Consider the following 21,279-nt stretch of genomic DNA (forward strand, 5'->3'; position numbering starts at 1 on the left):
AAAATCGGGCACCGTTGTCGCTTGGCAACGCGGCTGTGCTGGAAAGTGAGAGGAGGATGCGATGGTTTTGCGTGCGGTCAGGATACTGCCGGTTGTTCTCCTGCTCCTCTCGGTCTTCCACGGCCTCGCGCAAGCGGCGGAGACCAAGCGAATCGTCACCACCGACAATGTCGATTATTTCGGCTTCGACCTCCGCTCGGAGCAGAATGTCACGCTGGATCAGTGCAAGACCGACTGCCTCGGCGACAATGCCTGCCGCGCCTTCACCTACAACACCAAGGCCAAGTGGTGTTTCCTCAAATCCGACTACAACACGCTGAAGCCCTTTGCCGGCGCGGTCGGCGGCAAGGTGGTTAACGTCGCCAGCGAACCCGACATCGGCGCGCCCAAGGAACTGACCTATTTCCCGGCCTGGATGGCCGACCAGGCGCTGCAGTATCGCAAGCGCCTGGTCGGCCCCGGCTATTCCAAGCCGACCGACGGGCTGACGACGCTGGAACAGGCCGCTGAACAGGCGGCCCTGACCGGCGACCACCGCGCAGCAATGCAGAAATATGAAGCGGCACTGTCGATGATGCCGGACGACGGCACACTGTGGACCAAGCTCGCCCACGAGACCCTGGCGACGCTGACGACGGCATCCAGCAACGACCAGTCGACATTGCAGGCTAATGCGACCTCGGCCACCTTCAATGCCTACCAGCTGTCGCGCACCACGACCAACCGCGCCGAGGTGCTGGCCCTGCTTGCCGCCGGTCTCGACAAGCGCGAACTCTACCGCCCGGCGTTGCAGGCCTATGAGGCCAGCCTTGCGCTGGTCAATTCACCGGCGGTGCTTTCCGAATACCAGGACCTGAAGGCCCGCAAGGGTTTCCGCGTCGTCGAGCACAGCGTCGATGCCGACACCACCGCGCCGCGCATCTGCGCGCAGTTCTCGGAAGAGCTGGTCAAGACCGGCGTCGACTATGCGCAATTCGTCACCATCGACGGCGCCGCACCCAAGGGCGTCGAGGCCAAGGGCAAGCAGATCTGCGTCGAGGGCCTGGAGCACGGACAGCATTACAACATCACCTTCCGCGCCGGCCTGCCTTCGGCCATCGGCGAGGTGACAGCCGCCCCGGTTGCACTGTCGATCTACGTACAGGACCGCGCGCCGTCCGCCCGCTTCACCGGCGACAGCTTCGTGCTGCCGGCCGGCGTGCGCCGCGGCATTCCGGTCGTTACCGTCAACATGAACGCCGCCGACATGAAGCTCTTCCGCATAGGCGACCGGTCCTTGGCCCAGCTTCTGTCCGGCTACCAGTTCTTGCGCCAGCTCGACGGCTACGACATGACCAACATCAGGGACCAGATGGGTCAGCCGATCTGGGAAGGCCGGATGGAGATCGCCGGCGACCTCAACAAAGAGGTCACCACCTCCTTCCCGGTCGACGAGGCGCTGCCGCAGCGCAAGCCCGGCGTCTATATCCTGACCGCCCAACCGGTGGATGACCACAGCGACACCTACAATTCGCGTGCCACGCAATGGTTCGTGGTCTCCGACATCGGCCTTTCCACCTACACCGGACAGGACGGCCTGAACGTCTTTGCCCGCTCGCTCGGCACCGCGAAGCCGATCCAGGGCGCCGAACTCACCCTTCTTGCCCGCAACAACGAAATCCTCGGCACCGCGACGACAGACGCCGAAGGCCGCGCCGTCTTCAATCCTGGCCTCACCCGTGGCGAGGGCGGCATGGTGCCGGCCGTGCTGATGGCCAAGCAGGGCGACCAGGACTTCGTCTTCCTCGACATGGCCAAGGCCGGCTTCGACCTGTCGGATCGCGGCGTCGCTGGCCGCGCCGCGACGGGCGCGCTCGACGTCTACGCCTGGACCGAGCGCGGCATCTACCGCGTCGGCGAGGACGTGCATGTGCAGGCGCTGGCCCGCGACGACACCTCCAAGGCGGTCGACAACCTGCCGCTGACCTTCATCTTCACGCGCCCCGACGGCGTCGAGGCGCGCCGTATCGTCAGCGACGGCACCTCGGCAGGCGGCCATTCCGTCGACCTGTCGCTGGAGCCGAACGCCATGCGCGGCAGCTGGACGGTGTCGATCCACACCGATCCCAAGCAGCCGGCGGTGGCGAGCCAGATGTTCCTGGTCGAAGACTTCGTACCGGACCGCATCGAATTCGACCTCACCGCCGACAAGACCGAGATCGCGCAGGGCGAGACGGCCAATGTCACCGTCGACGGCCGCTTCCTCTACGGCGCGCCGGCGGCCGGCCTGGCGCTGGAAGGCGAAACCACGCTGGCGGTGACACGCGACTGGGATCGCTTCAAGGACTTTGTCTTCGGCCTTGCCGACGAGCAGGCCGCCCAGCCTTCCTCGACGCCGCTGGCCGACCTGCCGGTGGTCGGCGACAACGGCAAGGCGACCTTCCCGGTCACCATCGCCCAGCTGCCATCCACCACCAAGCTGGTCAACGCCAAGGTGACGGTGCGCATGCGCGAGACCGGCGGCCGCGCCGTCGAGCGCTCGCTCAATCTCGCCATCCGCCCGCAGGGTGACATGATCGGCATCCGTCCCGATTTCGAGAATGACGAGGTACCGCAGGGTGGCACCGCCAAGTTCAGCCTGATCGCCGTCGACCGCGACGGCAAGCGCAAGGCGATGGCCGGCGCACAATGGTCGCTGGTCAAAGTCGAACGCAACTACCAATGGTACCGCAATGGCAGCTCGTGGAACTACGAGCCGGTGACCTTCACCAAATCGGTCGCCAACGGCGCGGTCGACATCGCCACCGACGGCGAAGCCAGCCTGTCGCTGCCGGTCGACTGGGGCCGCTACAGGCTGGAGGTGGAGACATCAAGCGCGGACGGCCCGGCAACGAGCTACGAGTTCGACGGCGGCTGGTATGTCAGCGCCACCTCGACCGAGACGCCCGACGGCCTCGAAATCGCGCTGGACAAGGACGGCTATGCCGCCGGCGATGTCGCCAAGCTGAAGGTCTCGCCGCACTACGCCGGTGAACTTCTGGTGACGATCGGCGCCGACCGGCTGATGAAGACCATCGACGTATCGATACCCGCCGATGGCGGCACCGTCGACATTCCGGTTCCCGACAATTGGGGCGCCGGCGCCTATGTCACCGCCACGCTGTTCCGGCCGGGCAACGCGCAGGAAAGCCGCATGCCGGCCCGCGCCATCGGCGTGAAATGGTTGAAGATCGATCCCGGCGCCAAGAAACTTGGCGTCGCGCTGACGCCACCGGCCAAGACCGAACCGCGCCAGTCGCTGTCGATCCCAGTCGCTGTCACCGGCATGCAGCCGGGCTCGCAGGCCTATGTCATGGTGGCGGCCGTCGATGTCGGCATCCTCAACCTGACCAACTACAAGGCGCCGGACCCCGAGAACTGGTTCTTCGGCCAACGCATGATGGGACTGGAGCTGCGCGATCTCTACGGTCGTTTGATCGACGGCTCGCTCGGCACCACCGGCAAGCTGCGCACCGGCGGCGACGGCAATGCCATGCAAAGCCAGGGCAGCCCGCCCACCGAAAAGCTGGTCGCCTTCTTCTCCGGCATCGTCAAGCTTGACGCCGAAGGCAAAGCGACGATCGATTTCGACCTGCCGCAATTCAACGGCACGGCGCGTGTCATGGCCGTGGCCTGGACGAAGGAAGCCGTCGGCCACGCCTCCACCGACGTCATCGTGCGCGATCCGATCGTGGTCACGGCCGGCTTGCCGCGCTTCATGGCGCCGGGCGACTCGGCCACCATGCGGCTCGACTTCGCCAACACCGACGGCCCGGCCGGAGACTACGCGCTGAGCATCCAGACCACCGGCGACCTGACGATCGGCGAGGAAGCGGTGCCGGCCAAGCTGACGCTCGCCCAGGGCAAGCGCCAGTCGCTGACCGTGCCGCTGATCGCGGTCTCGCCCAGCGATGCCACTCTCACCGTCAAACTCGCCCATGAAGGCGGTCCTGAGGTCGAGCAGACGCTGTTCCTGCCGATACGGCCGTCGCAGCTGCCGGTGACGTCGCGCATGGTCGTCGACCTCAAGAGCGGCGGCGGCGCGCTGCGCGTCGACAAGGAACTGCTCGCCGCCAGCATCCTGCAAGGCGCCTCCGTCAGCGTCGGCGTCTCGCAATCGGCGGCCCTCGACGTGCCGTCACTGCTGTTGTCGCTCGACCGCTATCCTTATGGCTGCGCCGAGCAGACGACGAGCCGCGCCATGCCACTGCTCTATATGAGCGAGATGTCGAAGGGTTACGGCATCCCCGACGATCCGGGCCTGCACGACCGTGTGCAGCAGGCGATCTACCGGGTGTTGAGCTACCAGGCTTCCGCCGGCAGCTTCGGCCTGTGGGGCCCCGGCTCCGGCGATTTGTGGCTGGATTCCTATGTCAGCGATTTCCTGACCCGCGCCCGCGAAGCGAAATACGACGTACCGGCGCAGGCAATCTCGCAGGCGTTGAGCAACCTGCAGAATTCGATCGGCTACGATCAGGACGTTCAGGATCGCGGCACCGATATCGCCTATGCGCTCTATGTGCTGGCCCGCAACAAGAAAGCCTCCGTCGGCGACCTGCGTTATTATGTCGACACCAAGCTCGAAGCCTTCTCGAGCCCGATGGCGGTGGCGCAACTGGCCGCCTCACTCGCGCTCTACGGCGACGCGCAGCGCTCCGACGCTACCTTCTCCACAGCGCTGCGGCTGGCCAAATCCATGAATGACTATGACTGGTACCGCACCGACTACGGCTCGGCGCTGCGCGACGGTGCCGCCATGCTGGCGCTTGCCGCGGAATCCAAGCCAGCGCCGGCCGTGTTGCCGGAACTCGTCAAGCTGGTGGAAAGGGAACGCGCGAAAGCCCGCTGGACGAGCACGCAGGACAACGCCTGGATGCTGCTGGCGGCCCGCGCGCTGAAGGAAGGCAACGACACCATAAAGCTTGAGGTCAACGGCCAGCCCCATACCGGCGCCTATTCGGCCGACATGACCGGCGAGACCCTGCTCGACACCCCGCTCACCGTCGCCAATGACGGCAAGGCTCCGCTGCAGGCGGTCGTCACCAGCGTGGCCTCGCCCTCGCAACCGCTGCCGGCAAGCGGCGACGGCTACACCATCGAGCGCACCTACTACACGCTCGACGGCAAGGAAGCGAACGTCACCGAAGCCAAGCAGAACGAGCGTTATGTGGTCGTGCTCAAAGTCGCGTCGCAGAACGACTGGCCGCAGCGCATGCTGGTCACCGACCTCTTGCCCGCCGGTTTCGAGATCGACAATCCCGGTCTCGTCTCCAGCGCGCAGCTCACTGGCTTTCCGTGGCTGGCGCAGACCAATGCCGCGCATCTCGAATTCCGCAACGACCGTTTCGTCGCGGCCTTCGACCCGTCGGAGGACGACGGCGACCGCACCAAGACGATGGCCTATGTCGTGCGCGCCGTGACACCAGGTGTCTATGTGCATCCGGCGGCCTCGGTCGAGGACATGTACCGGCCGCAATATTCGGCCCGCACCGCTACCGGCATGATGGAGGTGAAGGCGCCGTAAGGCGGCCGATGAGGCGATCATGACGATCGAAGCGTCCCCTCCCTCGCCTGGCAGGAGCCGGTTGCGGCGCCTCGCCATCCTCGCGACCGCCGCCATCGCCTTGGCGTCGATCGCGGTCGGCGGCCTCTGGGCGCTCGACCGTGCCTTCCCGCCGCCTCTGCCGGAGAAACTGGCCGTTTCCGCCGAGGTCGTCGATCGCGACGGGACCTTGCTGCGCGCCTTCGCTACGCCGGATGGCTATTGGCGCCTGCCTGTTGCCATCGATCAGGTCGACAAGAGCTTCGTCGAGATGCTGGTCGCCTATGAGGACAAGCGCTTCTGGGATCACGAGGGCATCGATTTCCTTGCCCTCGGCCGCGCGGCAACCCAGTTCGCCACCAACCGCCGCATCGTCTCCGGCGGCTCGACGCTGTCGATGCAGCTCGCCCGCCTGATCGAACCGCGCGAAAGCCGTTCCCTAGGTTCCAAGCTCAAGCAGATGCTGCGCGCCGTGCAGATCGAGCGGCGGCTAACCAAGCGCCAGATCCTGGAGCAATATCTCACGCTTGCACCCTATGGCGGCAACCTTGAGGGCGTGCGGGCGGCCTCGCTGGCCTATTTCGGCAAGGAGCCGCGCCGCCTCACCGTCTCGGAAGCGGCACTCCTGGTGGCGCTGCCGCAATTGCCTGAGCGCCGCCGTCCGGACAGGAACCTCGCCATAGCCCAGGCGGCGCGCGATCGTGTGCTCACGCGCATGGTCTCGGCTGGCCTGATCGGCGACCGCGAGGCCCGCCGTGCCGCGCTCGACGATGTCTCCGGCCTGCGTCGCCCGCTGCCCGCTTTTGCCGCGCATGCTGCCAACACGCTGGTGCGCAAGGCCGAGGCCGGCGCGCCGCTGAAGCTGACGATCCGCAAGAGCGTGCAGGAAGGCCTTGAAGCGGTCGCCCGCGAGGCCGCCGCCAAGCTCGGGCCCAAACTGTCGGTCGCTATGGTGCTCGCCGATTCCCGCACCGGCGACATTCTGGGCGAGGTCGGCTCGGCTTCCTTCTTCGATTCCAGCCGCTCCGGCTGGATCGATATGACCCGCATCCTGCGCTCGCCCGGCTCGACGCTGAAACCCTTCATCTACGGCCTCGCCTTCGAACAAGGCGTGGTCGCCCAGGAAACCATCATCGAGGACAGCCCCGCCGACTTCTCCGGCTACCGGCCGAAGAATTTCGACATGGGCTACCAGGGCGATGTCTCGATCCGGCAGGCGCTGCAATTGTCGCTTAATGTGCCGGCTATCCGCATCCTCGACACGGTCGGGCCGGCGAGGCTGATGGCGCGCTTCCGCCAGGCTGGCGTCTCGCCGTTGCTGCCGGTCAACGAAGCCCCCGGCCTTGCCATCGGCCTCGGCGGCGTCGGCGTCAGCCTGCGCGACCTCGTCCAGCTTTACACAGGGCTCGCCAATGGCGGAAAAGCGCATCCGCTGCGCGACGGCACCGAGGCTGTGCCCGTGACGGGTGCCGCAACAACCATCCTCGACGAGCGCGCCAACTGGCAGATCACCGACATCCTCGCCGGCGTGCGCCCACCCGAGGGCGCGCAGCAACGCGGCATCGCCTACAAGACCGGCACCTCCTATGGCTATCGCGATGCCTGGGCGATCGGCTTCGACGGCCGCCATGTGCTGGGGGTCTGGGTCGGCCGGCCCGACGCCAGCGCGGTGCCCGGGCTGTCGGGTTACATTTCCGCCGCACCGATCCTGTTCGAAGGTTTCGCGCGCTCCGGCATCGCCGCCGTCGCTTTGCCAAGCCAGCCCGCGGGCGTGCTGCGGCCACGGCGCGAGGACTTGCCGGTGACGCTCGCCCGCTTCGGCACCGCCTCCGACGTCTCGGTTGTCGCCGCGCCGACCGAACCCGCGCCGCGCATCGTCTTTCCACCCGACGGTGCCCGTGTCGATCTCGGCACGTCGGGGCCTGGCGCCACGCCGCTAGTACTGAAGCTGCAGGGCGGCCGCGCACCGTTCCGCTGGTTGGCCAACGGCAAGCCGCTGGTCGGGATCGATCGCCGGCGCACCGCGACCTGGCTGCCGGACGGCGCTGGCTATTCGACGCTGACCGTCATCGACGCCGCCGGTCGCGCCACCAGCGTCAAGGTGTTCGTCGAATAGCCTGTCGCGCGGTTCCCCAAGGCGCCGCCGCCATACCGAAGAAATCGTTGGGTTCGCCGCCGGCCGGCCCGGCTTGAATCGCGTACGGCCAAGGCGGCCTCAAACGCGTCGGCGCCGCTGCGTGCACCCGAAACCGTCACCAGGCAAGGAAGAATTTTCTTGCCCTGCGGCTCACACGCTGCAACTTTTCTCCCTACGCCTGAAAAATGCAACTTTCGCCGCACCCAATTTCTACAATTTCGATAGAGTAGAATTGTGTTCAACGGAGGCTGAAATGACCAACCCTCATTTCAAGAAGCTGCTCGGCGCGCTCATCGCCGGTTCTGTCCAATTCGGCGCGCTCGGTTTCGCATTCGCCGACACGACCATCCTGAATGTATCCTATGACCCGACCCGCGAACTCTACAAACAGTTCGACGAAGCCTTCGCCGTCCACTGGAAGAAGGAGACCGGCGAGACCGTGACCATACAGCAATCGCATGGCGGCTCCGGCGCGCAGGCCCGCGCCGTCATCGACGGTCTCGATGCCGATGTCGTCACGCTTGCCCTGGAAGGCGACATCAACGCGATCTCCTCGAAATCGAAGAAGATCAACCCAGACTGGCGCACCAAGTTCGAGAACAATTCGGCCCCTTACACCTCCACCATCATCTTCCTGGTGCGCAAGGGCAACCCGAAGGGCATCAAGGACTGGGACGATCTGGTCAAAGAAGGCGTGCAGGTCATCACGCCGAACCCGAAGACATCCGGAGGCGCGCGCTGGAACTATCTGGCCGCTTGGGCCTATGCCAATGCCAAGGACGGCAACAACGAGGCCAAGACCAAGGAATTCATCTCCAACCTCTATTCGCATGTTCCCGTGCTCGACACCGGAGCGCGCGGCTCTACCGTCACCTTCGCGCAGAAGGGTCTGGGCGACGTGCTTCTGGCCTGGGAAAACGAGGCTTACCTGGCGCTCGACGAATTCGGCGCCGACAAATTCGACGTCGTCTATCCGCCGACCTCGATCCTCGCCGAACCGCCGGTCGCCGTGGTCGACGCCAATGTCGACGCCAAGGGCACCCGCAAGGTCGCAGAAGCCTATCTGAAATACCTTTATTCCAAGGAAGGCCAGACGCTGATCGCCAAGAACCACTATCGTCCGGCCAAGCCCGACCTGGTGCCGGCGGAAGATCTCGCCAAGCTGCCGCAGATCAAGCTGGTCACCATCGACGATCCGCAATTCGGCGGCTGGAAGAAAGCGCAGCCTTATCATTTCGCCGACGGTGGTATATTCGACCAGGTCTACAAGCCGGCGCAGTGACAAGAACGGCATATCCGCTTCGGCACCTTCGGAGCGGGCGAAAGCCAGGGCGAACAAAAGGGACGGATTTCTAGAAACATGACCATGGCACCCGCGCAGGCGGGGTGGCGGTTCAGGCAGCCGAGTGTCATTCCGGGTTTCGGACTGACGCTCGGCTTCTCGCTTGTCTACCTCACCCTCATCATCCTCATCCCGCTGACCGGGCTGGTCTGGCGTTCGGCTGCCCTGGGCTGGACCGATTTCTGGCATATCGTGACAGCGCCGCGCACGCTGAAGGCACTGCAGATCAGCTTCGGCACCGCGCTGATCGCCGCCGCCATCAACGTCGTCTTCGGCACACTCGTCGCCTGGGTGCTGGTGCGCTACAAATTCCCCGGCCGCCGCATCGTCGACGCGATGGTCGACTTGCCTTTCGCCTTGCCGACCGCCGTTGCTGGTATCGCGCTGACCACGCTCTACGCGCCGAATGGCTGGCTGGGTGCGCCGCTGATGCAGGCCGGCATCAAGGTCGCCTACACGCCGCTCGGCATCGTCATCGCCCTTGTTTTCGTCAGCCTGCCCTTCGTGGTGCGCACCGTCGAGCCGATCATCGAAGAGATCGACAAGGAGGTCGAGGAAGCCGCCGCGACGCTCGGCGCCAGTCGTTTCCAGACCATCACCAAGGTGCTCTTTCCCGGCCTCGCACCTGCCATCATCACCGGTTTCGCACTCGCCTTCGCGCGTGGCGTCGGCGAGTTCGGCTCGGTCATCTTCATCGCCGGCAACCTACCCAACGTCACCGAAATCGCGCCGCTGCTCATCGTCATCCGGTTGGAGGAATTCAACTACGCCGCCGCCACCGCGATTGCCGCCACCATGCTCGGTCTCTCCTTCGCCCTGCTGCTCGTCATCAACCTCCTCCAGTCATGGAGCCGCAAGCGCTATGGCTGATCCGGAAATCAAGTCCTACGAGCCGGTGCACAACAATCCCTCGTCGGCAATTACCGAGAGCCGCGCCGCGCGCGGCGTCTTCATGACGATCGCCTTCGTGTTTCTCGGCCTGTTCCTTGTCCTGCCGCTGATCATCGTGTTCGAGCAGGCCTTCGCGAAAGGCATCGGCGCCTATTTCACCTCGCTGAACGACCGCGACACGCTCGCCGCGATCCACCTCACCTTGCTGGTGGCGGCGATCTCGGTACCGCTCAACGTCGTCTTCGGCATCGCCGCATCCTGGGCGATCGCCAAGTTCGAGTTCAAGGGCAAGGCATTCCTCATCACGCTGATCGACCTGCCCTTCTCGGTCTCACCTGTCATTTCCGGCCTGGTCTATGTGCTTTTGTTCGGCGCACAAGGCTTGCTTGGCGCCTGGCTGAAGGCCAATGGCATCGTCATCCTGTTCGCGGTGCCGGGCATCGTGCTTGCCACCATCTTCGTCACCTTTCCCTTCGTGGCCCGCGAGTTGATCCCGCTGATGCAGGAACAGGGCAATGGCGACGAGGAAGCGGCCCTGTCGCTCGGCGCCAACGGCTGGCAGGTTTTCTGGTATGTCACCCTGCCCAACATCAAATGGGGTCTGCTCTACGGCGTGCTGCTGTGCAACGCCCGCGCCATGGGCGAGTTCGGCGCGGTGTCGGTGGTCTCGGGTCATATCCGCGGCATGACCAACACCATGCCGCTGCACATCGAGATCCTCTACAACGAATACAACGCCGTCGGCGCCTTTGCCGTGGCTTCGCTGCTGGCCGGGCTCGCGCTCGTCACGCTGGTCTTGAAAACCGCTCTCGAGATGCGCTACGGCGCCGAGCTCGCCGCCACACGCGGACACTGACAGGGACACCCGCATGGAAGTTCGCGTTGCCAATGTACGCAAGGAGTTCGACCGGTTCCCGGCGCTCCGTGACGTCTCGCTCGACATTCGCTCGGGCGAGCTGATCGCGCTGCTCGGTCCGTCCGGTTCCGGCAAGACCACATTGCTCAGGCTGATCGCCGGGCTGGAGCAGCCGACCGCCGGCAAGATCTTCTTCGGCGACGAGGACGCTTCGAGCAAGACCATCCAGGAGCGCAATGTCGGCTTCGTGTTCCAGCACTATGCCCTGTTCCGCCACATGACCGTGGCCGACAATATCGGCTTCGGGCTGAAGGTGCGGCACGGCACCAACCGGCCGCCCAAAGACGAAATTCGCCGCCGCGCCTCCGAACTGCTCGACCTCGTTCAACTTTCGGGACTTGAGAAGCGCTATCCGGCGCAGCTGTCAGGCGGCCAGCGCCAGCGCGTCGCGCTCGCCCGCGCCATGGCGATCGAACCCAAGGTGCTGCTGCTCGACGAACCCTTCGGCGCGCTCGACGCGCAGGTGCGGCGCGAATTGCGGCGCTGGCTGCGCGACATCCACGACACCACTGGCCACACCACCGTCTTCGTCACCCACGACCAAGAGGAAGCGCTGGAACTGGCCGACCGCGTGGTGGTGATGAGCCAGGGGCAGATCGAGCAGATAGGCACCGCCGACGAGGTTTACGACACGCCCAACTCGCCCTTCGTCTTCGGTTTCATCGGCGAGTCGAGTTCGCTGCCGGTCAAGATCGACGACGGCCAGCTCTGGATTGCCGACCGTCCGATCGGCCTGTCCGCGCCGAATCATTCGCCCGGCGACGCCCTGCTCTATTTCCGCCCGCACGATGTCGAGCTGCTCGACGGTTGCAGCGGCTGCATCGCCGGCACGGTAATCGCCAGCCGCCGCGTTGCCGGCACCCGCCGCGTCGAACTGGAAATCGGCGGCGAGCGCCAGCGCGTCGAGATCGAACTGCCGGTCGACCATCCCGCCGCGCAGAAGAGCCGCGTCGCTTTCCGCCCACGCCGCTGGAAGCTGTTTCCGCAACAGGACGGGCAGAAGTAGTCGGAGACGGAGTTTTCCGGCCAATCATGGAATGAACGACCCGGAATTGTCGATCCGGGAGACGGTTTTTCCAATTCCACGACGGCTGTTGAAGCCCGCATGCCTCGTGTTGCGCGGCGCGGGCTTTATGGTGCGAGGCTCCTGATGTTTTTTTGAACGGAGCCTTTTCATGAGACGCCTTTTGCTTGCCGGTGCCGCCCTGGCCGGTCTGATCCTCGCTGCCGCGCCCGCTTTGGCCGCCGACAAGCTGCTCAACGCTTCCTATGACGTTGGCCGCGAACTGTTCGTGCAGATCAACAAGGCCTTCGTCGAAAAGCATCCGGGCACCACCATCGACCAGTCGCACGCCGGCACCTCGAAGCTGGCGCGCTCCATCGTCGAAGGCCTCGGCGCCGACGTGGTGACCTTCAACCAGGTTCCGGACGTCGATTTCCTGGTCAAGCAGGGTTTTGTCTCGGCCGACTGGCAGAAAGATTTCGCCAACAACGCCTCGCCCTTCTATTCACTGCCCTCTTTCCTGGTCAGGGCCGGCAATCCGAAGAACATCAAGGATTGGGATGATCTCGCCCGCGAAGGCGTTCAGGTGATCTTCCCGAACCCCAAGACCTCGGGCAATGCACGCTACACCTATCTGGCGGCGGCGGCCTACGCCAAAGAGAAGTTTAATGGCGACGAAGCCAAGGTGAAGGAGTTCCTCACCAAGATCTTCAACAACGTGCCGGTGTTCGACACCGGTGGCCGCGCCGCCACCACCACCTTCGCTGAACGCGGCATCGGCGATGTGCTGATCACCTTCGAGTCCGAAACCCAGGGCATTGCCCGCGAATATGGTGCCGACAAATACCAGCAGGTGACACCGTCGGTCAGCCTTTTGGCCGAGTTCCCGGTTGCCATCGTCGACAAGGTTGCCGACGAGCACGGCACCCGCGACCTGGCCAAGACCTATCTCGACTTCCTCTACACTCCCGAAGGCCAGAAGATCGAGGCCGAGAACGGCGTGCGCGTGCGTGACGAAAAGGTCGCGGCCGAGTTCAAGGACAAGTTCCCCGCCGTGCGCCTCGTCACCGTCGAGGACGTATTCGGCGGCTGGGCGAAGGTCCAGAAAGACCACTTCGGCGAAGGCGCGCTGCTCGACCAGATCTACGGCAACCGCTGAGGCGGCACGACGCTCCACGCAAAAAGCCGGCGCAAGCCGGCTTTTTCATTTATGGCCGCGGGGTCGACCAATTCACTCGAAGATTTCGAAAAGTCACGAAAAATCAACGCTCTTCTTATTGTATATCAAAACACTGAACTCTATTCTCCCAATGCGCGTTCAGGCTGCCGATCCTGCCATGATTTGCGCACAAACAGCCGGCAAATGGCTGGTCGGATCGCGGATCAAGCAGTGTCGGGCATGCTCACCAAAAAAGGCAAATACGGGCTCAAGGCTCTCGTGCATCTGTCGCGCATGCCGGTCGGGCAACTGGCCTTCGTCAACGACATCGCCGTTGCCAACAACATCCCGAAGAAATTCCTCGACGCCATCCTCGGCGAACTGCGCAATGCCGGCTTCGTGCAGAGCCGCAAGGGCAAGGATGGCGGCTATCGGCTGGCCAGGCCCGCCGCCGAGATCAAGATCGGTCATGTTGTGCGCGTGCTCGACGGGCCGCTGGCGCCGATCCCTTGCGCCAGTCGCACGCAGTATCAGCGCTGCGAGGACTGCAACGAGGCGACCTGCGAAGTGCGCCATATGATGCTGGAAGTGCGTCAGGCCATCGCCGACGTGCTCGACAACCGCAGCCTGGCCGCCATGCGCGACGCCGACAATGACGATTATCCGGCGGAACTGTCGACGCAGTCCAACTAGCTCACGTTCCACCCTGTTCGAAACGGCCTGCGGTGGAACGAGTTACCGGCTCCCCGCCGCGATGAGCGTCACACGGTCGCCGCCTTCACCCGTCCCACCAACCACAGCAACAGCAGCATCGCCGCGAGATTGACCAGGTTCCAGGCGATGCCGTTCAGGAAGGCAGCGCTGTAAGAGCCGTAGAGGTCATAGATCCAGCCCGACATCCAGCCGCCCGCCGCCATGCCGAAGATCGTTGCCATCATCACCAGGCCGACGCGTTGGCCGGCTTCGGCCGCCGGCATATATTCGCGCACGATGATGGCGTAGCACGGCACGATGCCGCCCTGCGACAGGCCGAAGACCAGTGAGACGATGTAGAGCGAGGCCAGCCCGTCGAAGGGGATGTAGAACAGCAGCGCCAGGCACTGCAGCGCCGAGCCGATCAGCAGCGTCTTCACGCCGCCGATGCGGTCGGCGACGAAACCCGAGGCGATGCGGCTGACCACGCCGCCGGCGAGCATGATCGACAGCATCTCGGCGCCGCGCGCCACGCCATAGCCGAGGTCCATGCAATAGGCGACGATATGCACCTGCGGCATCGCCATGGCCATGCAGCAGCCGAAACCGGCAACGATGAGCAGGCCTTGCAGCGTCGCCGGCGACAGTGGGATCGGCTGCACGCGCCGCCCGCCGGGGGTGTTGGCAGCCGCCTCGCGCGGGGCGCCTTCGCGCAGCATCAGCGTCAGCGGCACCATGGTGACGACGCAGAATATGCCGATGCCGAGATAAGTGGTGCGCCAGCCTTCGGCATGCATCAGCGGCGGTATCACCACCGGCCACAGGGCGCCCGCCAGATAGTTGCCGCAGGCGGCAAAGGCGACGGCCACGCCACGGCGCCGGTTGAACCAATGCGAGATGTCTGCAACCAGCGGACCGAAGATCGCCGCCGTGCCGAAGCCGACGAGGATGCCCTGCGCCAGCGTGAATTGCAGGATCGAGCCGGCAAAGGATGCCAGCACCATGCCGGCGCCAAGGGTCAGCGCCGACAAGAGCGCCGGCAGCCAGTAACCCATGCGGTCGACGGCCCGGCCGACCAGCACGTTGCCGGCGGCAAAACCGATCATTGTCGCCGTATAGGGCAACGAAGCATCGGCACGGTCGACGCCGAATTCGGCCTGCACCGCTGGCAACACCACCACCACCGCCCACATGCCGACCGCGCCGATCGTGCCAAGCGCCACCGAGATGGCGAGGCGTATCCAAGCCTTGCGGCCATCGATGACGGAGGCCGCGTCCACCGGCCGGACGGGATGCTGGTTCATGTCTGGGCCCGGGCTCCTTGCGGTAGGCTCGGAACTCATGCGCCTTTCCGCACTCGCCCGGCAGCACCAATCTGGCCCAAGAAATGATACCAGATATCGGGCAACGCACTTCAAGGAAGGGAAACGACACCGCCCTCGGTCAGCACCATGTTGGTCAGCGTGCGCTCGGCATGGGTCAGCCGCCAGTCGAGCATCTTCTGTGCATAGCGCAGAACGATCGGCGCCATTTCGGGTCGGTCGGCCAGGTTCGTCATCTCATGCGGGTCTTGAGCCAGATCGAACAGCAGTGGCGGTAGGGCCGCGAAATGCACATACTTGTAGTGCCGGTCGCGCACCACCGCATAGCTGCACTGGTCGGAGGCGATGCCGAGTGCCATTTCCACCTTCTGCGTCGCCACGGTGCGGAAGTCGTGCTCGAAGAACACGGCGTCGCGCCAATCGGTTGGCGTGGCGCCATGCAACAGCGGCATCAGCGAACGGCCGTCGCAGGCCCGCGGCTTTTCGAGCCCCAGCCAATCGAGGATGGTCGGCATGATGTCAACGGCCTCGGTCAGCGCATCTACGGTCGATCCACGGCCCGCATCGGCCTCGGCACGAGGGTCGCGGATCACCAGCGGCAGGTGGAAGGCGCCGTCGAAATAGATCTCCTTGCCCCAGGCATGGTGCTCGCCCAGCATCTCCGCATGGTCGCTGGTGACGATGATCAGCGTGCGGTCATATTCGCCGGTCCGTTTCAGATGCGCGACGATGCGGCCGATATGGTGGTCGACCTCGGCGATGAGCCCGTAATAGGTCGCTCGCATCTGGCGGATTTCCAATTCCTCCGCAGAGACCGGATCAAGCGGGCTGTGCTCGTCATAAAGGCCGGGTTCGCTCAGCCTGTCGAGCTCATAGGCAAGCAGCGGATGCTGGCGCTTTTCCTGCGTTAGGCTTGCCGCCCGCGCAGGCAGCGTCACGTCGGCGGGATCGACAATTCGATTGTAGGGTTCCGGCGCGATCAACGGTGGATGCGGCCGGTAGAAGACCAGATGCGCGAACCACGGTTTTTCGTCGCGCACCGCCAGCCATTCCAGGAAACGGTCAGCAAGATAGGCCGTCTCGCTCTGTTCGGCCGGGAAGATGGTGGGGATGTAACGAAAGCCGCGATCCGCCGGCTTCTCGAAGTCCGGTCGCGGCCGGAAAACATCGCCGCGGCCGTGCGGCAGCCGGTAGCCGCGCGCCACGAGATCAGCCACCCACGGTGCCATGTCGTCGGGCAGATGCAGCGGTGTCACGAAACCCGGCATCACGCCCTTGTCGTAGCCGGTCAGCGCCGGATCGTTGGGGTGGCGCCCGCGCGGATCGAGGCTGGTGTCGGTATAGCCGAACAGGGCCGGCTCGTAGCCCGCCTTGCGCGCCTCCAGCGCGATGTTGCTGTGCCGCGCATCGAGCGGCGTGCCGTTGCGGCCGGAGCGGTGGTTCATCAGATAAAGGCCGGTCAGGAGGCTGGTGCGCGACGGCCCGCACGGCGTGCACTGGCCGAAATGCTGGCGAAACAATACGCCGTCGGCGGCGAGCGCATCGAGGTTCGGCGTGCGCACATTAGGATGGCCTAGCGCCGACAGGCAGTCGCCACGCCACTGGTCGGCGCAAATGAAGAGCACGTTCGGGCGCTGCGGCTTCGTCGTCATTCTAGGTCGAGTCTGTCCGTTGGAAGGTCATTCGGGCTCGCGGCCCACCACCTTGTCGGTGTTGGCGAGCAGCTTGCGCACTGCGGCGCGCGCGGCATCCGGCCGCTGCAGACGGATGTTCTTCTCGACCAGTTCGTGCAGTTTCTGCGCGGTCTCGAGGTCGTCCCCCTCTCGCGTCACATGCACGAACAGGTGGTCGAAGGCCTGTTCGATCAGCACTCCGAGCGGCACCAGCAGATCGTTGCCGGAAGCGCGCAGGATGGCGAGATGGAAGCGCGTGTCGGCGCGCGTGCGCTCTTCCAGCGTTATTGCATCCTTCATATCGCGGCATGCGCGGCTGATCTCCTCCATCTGCGCGTCGGTACGGCGCATGGCGGCAAAGGCGCTCGCCTCCGGTTCGATCAGGTGGCGGAATTCCTGCACCGTACGCAGGAAGGGGCCACGGTTGGGCGAAGTGGCGTACCAGCCAAGCACATCGCGGTCGAGCAGGTTCCAGCGCTCGCGCGGCTCGACCCGGCTGCCGACCTTCGGCCGCGAGGCAAGCAGGCTCTTGGCCATCAGCATCTTGATGGCTTCGCGAACCGCCGAACGACTGACATTGAACGTCTCGGCCCACTTCGCCTCATTGGGTAGGATGGTGCCGGGCGGATAGTCACCGCGCACGATCCTGAGGCCGATTTCGTGCGCGACGGAAGCGTGCACGCTCGAGCCGGCACGGCGCGCGGTGGCGCCGTCGATGGGCTCGATATTTATAGTACCAGTGTCTTCTATTTTCCGCCTAGCCGCTCGCATGCTTCCCCTTGTCGGCGCCGGCCCGAACCATGACCACACGCATCGACCAAGAAGTCCGGGCTTGGCCACCATGTCAAGGCGCCAGCCATGGGAAGCATGGACCGCAGCCTAGCTCAGCGCGACTTCCAGCGAGACGTATCGGCGCGGCGAGGATGCGATCGCCGCCGAGGCCACAGCAACGCCGGCGCGCAACGCGTCTTCCAGCGGCACTCCGTCCAGCAAGGCGCCAAGATAGCCGGCATTGAACGTGTCGCCCGCGCCGGTGGTGTCCACCACCGCAACAGCCGGTGCCGGCACATGCACGAGCGCACCGTCGCGCCAGGCCGATGCGCCCTCGCCGCCACGCTTGATGACGACGATGGCACCGGGCTTGGCATGGTCGGCAAGCCAGCAGGCCGCGGCCTCCACCGTCTTCTCGCCCGACAGCGACAGGCTCTCGATCTCGTTGAGCAGCACATGGTCGCAATGGGCGAGGCAGGCCATGGTGTGCGCCTTGATCGTATCCGTCCAGCCATCCGAAGGCCAGCCAGTGTCGAGTGCCACCTCGAAACCGCGCGCCGAAACGGCTGCCAGCATCGTGTCGAAGGCATCGATCAGGTCGAGATAGAGGAAGGAACCGGTCAGCAGAGCGATGTCACCGGGACGCGCTCTTTCCGGCAGCATCGCCAGCATGCTCTGCGGGGTCTGAACCGCGAGATTGCCGGCCGTTGTCAGGAAGGACCGCTCGCCGCCGGGATGTTCGACGCCGACCGACAAGGCCGTCGGCGTCGCTACCCTGGGCCAGGCGCTGGCGGCATCGCCGAAGGTCTCGACCAGCCATTCGCCGAACATGTCGCTGCCGACATTGCAGACGATATGGTGCGGCACGCCCAGCGCCTTGAGCGCCAGGCCGGTATTGCCGGCCGGGCCGCCGGCGCGCAACTCGGAATGGTCAACGAAGGTTTCCGTGCCGGGACGCGGCCATGGCGTCACCGGCCCCATGATCAGATCGACCATCACGCCGCCAATGACGTGGATGGACGGTCGTTGCGATGGCTGCGGGCGTTCATGCTTCATGGTCTATTCCGGTAATTTTCGTCGAGCGCACCGGCTCGCCGACGCCGGTCACCTTCCGGCCGGCTATGGCAATGATGAGTTTTTGCAGGGCCGGCAGCATGGCGGCCACCGCGCCGAGCCCTTCTCGGGGCGGAAACGAAACAGTCACCGCACCGTCGATCGTAGCCTCGCCGCTGCAATCGAAGATGACCGGCGGGCTGCCTGCGCCGGCTGCCGCCTTTGCCAGCGTCACCGTCCCCGCGCTCAGCGAACCCGGACCGCGCAGCAACAGCACGCCGAGTTCGGGAGCCAATGCTTCCAGCGGACCGTGGCGGAACTGGCCGAACTCGAAACCGAAGGCCGGAATGCGCGCGAGTTCCATCAGGATCAGGCCGCTCGCCTCGGCAAGGCCGCGCAGTTCGCCGCGCCCGGCGATGATGATCGACGTCTTCGACGCCAAGGCCGCGAGCGCGGCATCGACATCGGGCAGTGGTGGTGTCGCAAGCATCGCGGCGAGGTCTTCTTCGCCCACCCCGTGCACAGCGAGCGCCGCGGCATGCAGGGCGAGCGTGACGGTAAGGCTCCGCGTCGCCGCGAAAGCCACTTCCTGCCCGCCGGCGCCAATGAGGCAAGGCAGCGTGCGGCCGAGCGTGCTTTGCGGGGCAAGCGTCATGCCGAACAGGTCACTGTTGTGCGGCAGCCGGTCGAGCAGCTGCAGGATTTCGCCGGATTCGCCCGACTGCGACACCAGCACCAGCGTGCGCGGCCGCACCGGCAAATCCTGCTGTAGAATGTCGCCGGCTGTTTCAGCGCGGCAGTCGACACCCGCCTTGCGCCATGCCGGCTCGACGATGCGATTGACGTAGTGCGAAGCCCCCATGCCGACCAGCACCAGACTGCCGGTACGGGCAATGCTGGCCGCCAGTTCGGCGGCGACAACCGCATTTCCCGTCAGCGAGGCGAGTGCGTCCGCGCCCTGCCTTGCCATCTCGGCCTGCAAACGCGCCAGGCCGATCCCCTCGCCCATTGTCCCCCTCGTCATGGTCAGCCTTTCACGCTGCCGGCGGACAGGCCGGAAAGCAGCGATTTCTGCCGGAAGAAGCCGATCAGCACCGGCGGCAGAGCCGCCAGAAGACCGACCGCCGAGATCAGCCCGTAGTCTGTGGCGCGGCCGGCCGCGAAGTCGGCGATCGCCACCGGCAGGGTCTTGGCGCGGGTGTCGCTGGTATAGAGCAGCGCGTAGAAGAACTCGTCCCAGGCCAGGAGCAGCGCGAAAAGTGCCGCCGCGCCCGTCGAGGCGGCCGCCACCGGCAAGGTGATGTAGCGCAGGATCTGGAACAGGCTGGCGCCATCGATCGAGGCAGCCTGTTCGATCTCCACCGGCACGCCGTCGAAGCCCGACTTCATCAGCCAGGTCACGAAGGGCAGCAGGATCGTGCAATAGACGATGATCAGCGAGGTGACGTTGTTGAGCAGGCCGAGCGTGGAAAACACCTTGTAGAGCGGCAGGATCAGCGCAACCGGCGGCATCATGTAGGTGACGATCACCGCATAAAGCAGCGGCATGCGGCCGGGAAAGCGCGAGAAGGAATAGGCGGCCGGTATGCCGGCAGCGAGCGCGATCACTGTGGCGCTGACCGCCACGACGATGGAATTGCGCAATGCCGACAGGAAGGCCAGGCCGGCCGAGCCCTCTTCCAGCGAGAACAGCCGCGCATAACGCGAGAAGTCCGGCTCGGCGGGTATCCAGCGCAGCGGGATGGTGGTGAGGTCGTTGGCGTTCGAGATGCTCATGATGAACAGCCATGCGACCGGGGCCAATACAGACACCACGAAGGCCGCGACGGCGACATAGATCATGACCGTGGCAAAGAGGCTGCGTCTCACGAGCGTTTCTCCCGCCTGATCAGCATGACGACATAGACTGCAATCATCATCGCGCTCATCGTCGTCACGGTCAGCGCGTAGGCGGCGCCGCTGCCGGCGCGCAGATAGGTGAAGGATTCCTGGTAGACGAAGAACGACACCGTCTTGGTGGAATCGGCCGGCCCGCCGCGCGTCATCACATAGAAGATGTCGAACACCTTGAAGGCCTCGATGGCGCGCAGCACCATCGCCACCGTCAGCGAACCCATGATGCCGGGAATGGTGATCTTCCAGAACCGGATCCAGGCATTGGCGCCATCCATAATGGCGGCCTCGTAGAGATCCTTCGGCACTGTCTGCAAACCGGCCAGCGCGATCAGCGCGATCAGCGGATAGTTCTTCCAGACGTCGGCGAGGATGACCATGTTCATCGCCATCGACGGGTCGCCGAGCCACGACCTGTAGGCATCGAGCAGGCCGACCTGGGTGAGTAGCGCGTTGAGGCTGCCATATTCGGGGTTGTAGATCAGCCGCCACATCACCGCGTTGACGATGGTGGGCAGAGCCCAGGGCAGGATGAGCAGCGCCCGCACATAGGCCCGCCCCCTGAATTCCTGGTTGAGCAGCAGCGCGACCAGCACGCCGAGCACAACTTCGGCCGAGACCGAGAACACGGTGAAATAGGCGGTGTGGCCGACGGCGGCGCGGAAATCGGCATCGTCGAGGATATAGGCGAAGTTCTCGAACCCGACCCACTGCCACACATAGCCCTGGCCGGTGAGGCTGGCGTCGGTGAACGCCAGCCACAATGTATTGAGGAGCGGGAAGGCCGTCACCAGCACCATGATCGCGATCATGGGCGTGAGCAGAAGCCAAGCCGTCCGGTCCTGTTGTGCTTGGGCCATGACGGC

The 21,279-nt window shown here is 65.0% G+C and carries 15 protein-coding genes; 8 read left to right on the forward strand and 7 right to left on the reverse strand.

What is annotated here, in order from left to right:
- The first annotated feature begins 61 nt into the window (after positions 1 to 61).
- From QFZ88_RS05565 to QFZ88_RS05600, 8 genes are all read left to right on the forward strand, one after another.
- Positions 62 to 5,542, forward strand: coding sequence for an alpha-2-macroglobulin family protein (locus QFZ88_RS05565; protein ID WP_024923524.1), 5,481 nt, complete (start codon positions 62 to 64; stop codon positions 5,540 to 5,542).
- 19 nt (positions 5,543 to 5,561) lie between these two features.
- Positions 5,562 to 7,676 (forward strand): penicillin-binding protein 1C, encoded by a 2,115-nt coding sequence (gene pbpC / locus QFZ88_RS05570; protein ID WP_051504756.1) that lies wholly within the window; start codon positions 5,562 to 5,564, stop codon positions 7,674 to 7,676.
- Positions 7,677 to 7,950: 274 nt separating this feature from the next.
- On the forward strand, positions 7,951 to 8,979 hold the full coding sequence (locus QFZ88_RS05575) for a sulfate ABC transporter substrate-binding protein (RefSeq protein WP_024923526.1): 1,029 nt from the start codon (positions 7,951 to 7,953) through the stop codon (positions 8,977 to 8,979).
- 78 nt (positions 8,980 to 9,057) lie between these two features.
- Positions 9,058 to 9,909 carry a sulfate ABC transporter permease subunit CysT gene (gene cysT / locus QFZ88_RS05580; protein ID WP_024923527.1) on the forward strand — a complete coding sequence of 284 codons (852 nt, stop codon included), beginning with the start codon at positions 9,058 to 9,060 and terminating at the stop codon, positions 9,907 to 9,909.
- On the forward strand, positions 9,902 to 10,786 hold the full coding sequence (gene cysW, locus QFZ88_RS05585) for a sulfate ABC transporter permease subunit CysW (RefSeq protein WP_024923528.1): 885 nt from the start codon (positions 9,902 to 9,904) through the stop codon (positions 10,784 to 10,786). The genes cysT and cysW overlap by 8 nt, the downstream gene beginning before the upstream one ends.
- Positions 10,787 to 10,799: 13 nt before the next feature.
- Positions 10,800 to 11,852, forward strand: coding sequence for a sulfate/molybdate ABC transporter ATP-binding protein (locus QFZ88_RS05590; protein ID WP_024923529.1), 1,053 nt, complete (start codon positions 10,800 to 10,802; stop codon positions 11,850 to 11,852).
- 169 nt (positions 11,853 to 12,021) lie between these two features.
- A complete protein-coding gene (locus tag QFZ88_RS05595) occupies positions 12,022 to 13,008 on the forward strand; it encodes a sulfate ABC transporter substrate-binding protein (protein ID WP_024923530.1) in 987 nt (328 codons plus the stop codon).
- 240 nt (positions 13,009 to 13,248) lie between these two features.
- Positions 13,249 to 13,701: an RrF2 family transcriptional regulator gene (locus tag QFZ88_RS05600; protein ID WP_024923531.1), complete on the forward strand. Its 453-nt coding sequence runs from the start codon at positions 13,249 to 13,251 to the stop codon at positions 13,699 to 13,701.
- 68 nt (positions 13,702 to 13,769) lie between these two features.
- On the opposite strand, the gene QFZ88_RS05605 is transcribed toward QFZ88_RS05600, so the two are convergent.
- The 7 genes from QFZ88_RS05605 to QFZ88_RS05635 all read right to left on the reverse strand — a co-directional run bounded on the left by QFZ88_RS05605 (position 13,770) and on the right by QFZ88_RS05635 (position 21,273).
- Positions 13,770 to 15,005 carry an MFS transporter gene (locus QFZ88_RS05605; RefSeq protein ID WP_024923532.1) on the reverse strand — a complete coding sequence of 412 codons (1,236 nt, stop codon included), beginning with the start codon at positions 15,003 to 15,005 and terminating at the stop codon, positions 13,770 to 13,772.
- A 110-nt stretch (positions 15,006 to 15,115) separates the two neighbouring features.
- Positions 15,116 to 16,675, reverse strand: coding sequence for an alkaline phosphatase family protein (locus tag QFZ88_RS05610; RefSeq protein ID WP_024923533.1), 1,560 nt, complete (start codon positions 16,673 to 16,675; stop codon positions 15,116 to 15,118).
- A 27-nt stretch (positions 16,676 to 16,702) separates the two neighbouring features.
- Positions 16,703 to 17,467 carry a FadR/GntR family transcriptional regulator gene (locus QFZ88_RS05615; RefSeq protein ID WP_024923534.1) on the reverse strand — a complete coding sequence of 255 codons (765 nt, stop codon included), beginning with the start codon at positions 17,465 to 17,467 and terminating at the stop codon, positions 16,703 to 16,705.
- Between the two features lie 108 nt (positions 17,468 to 17,575).
- Positions 17,576 to 18,523: a carbohydrate kinase family protein gene (locus tag QFZ88_RS05620; protein ID WP_024923535.1), complete on the reverse strand. Its 948-nt coding sequence runs from the start codon at positions 18,521 to 18,523 to the stop codon at positions 17,576 to 17,578.
- Complete coding sequence (locus QFZ88_RS05625; RefSeq protein WP_024923536.1) at positions 18,513 to 19,544, reverse strand: SIS domain-containing protein; 1,032 nt, start codon at positions 19,542 to 19,544, stop codon at positions 18,513 to 18,515. The genes QFZ88_RS05620 and QFZ88_RS05625 overlap by 11 nt, the downstream gene beginning before the upstream one ends.
- A 2-nt stretch (positions 19,545 to 19,546) precedes the next feature.
- A complete protein-coding gene (locus QFZ88_RS05630) occupies positions 19,547 to 20,362 on the reverse strand; it encodes a carbohydrate ABC transporter permease (RefSeq protein WP_179654224.1) in 816 nt (271 codons plus the stop codon).
- Positions 20,363 to 20,385: 23 nt separating this feature from the next.
- Positions 20,386 to 21,273 (reverse strand): carbohydrate ABC transporter permease, encoded by an 888-nt coding sequence (locus QFZ88_RS05635; protein ID WP_024923538.1) that lies wholly within the window; start codon positions 21,271 to 21,273, stop codon positions 20,386 to 20,388.
- Positions 21,274 to 21,279: the final 6 nt, after the last annotated feature.

This window comes from Mesorhizobium sp. YL-MeA3-2017, from assembly GCF_030814575.1.
Taxonomy (GTDB): Bacteria; Pseudomonadota; Alphaproteobacteria; order Rhizobiales; family Rhizobiaceae; genus Mesorhizobium; species Mesorhizobium terrae.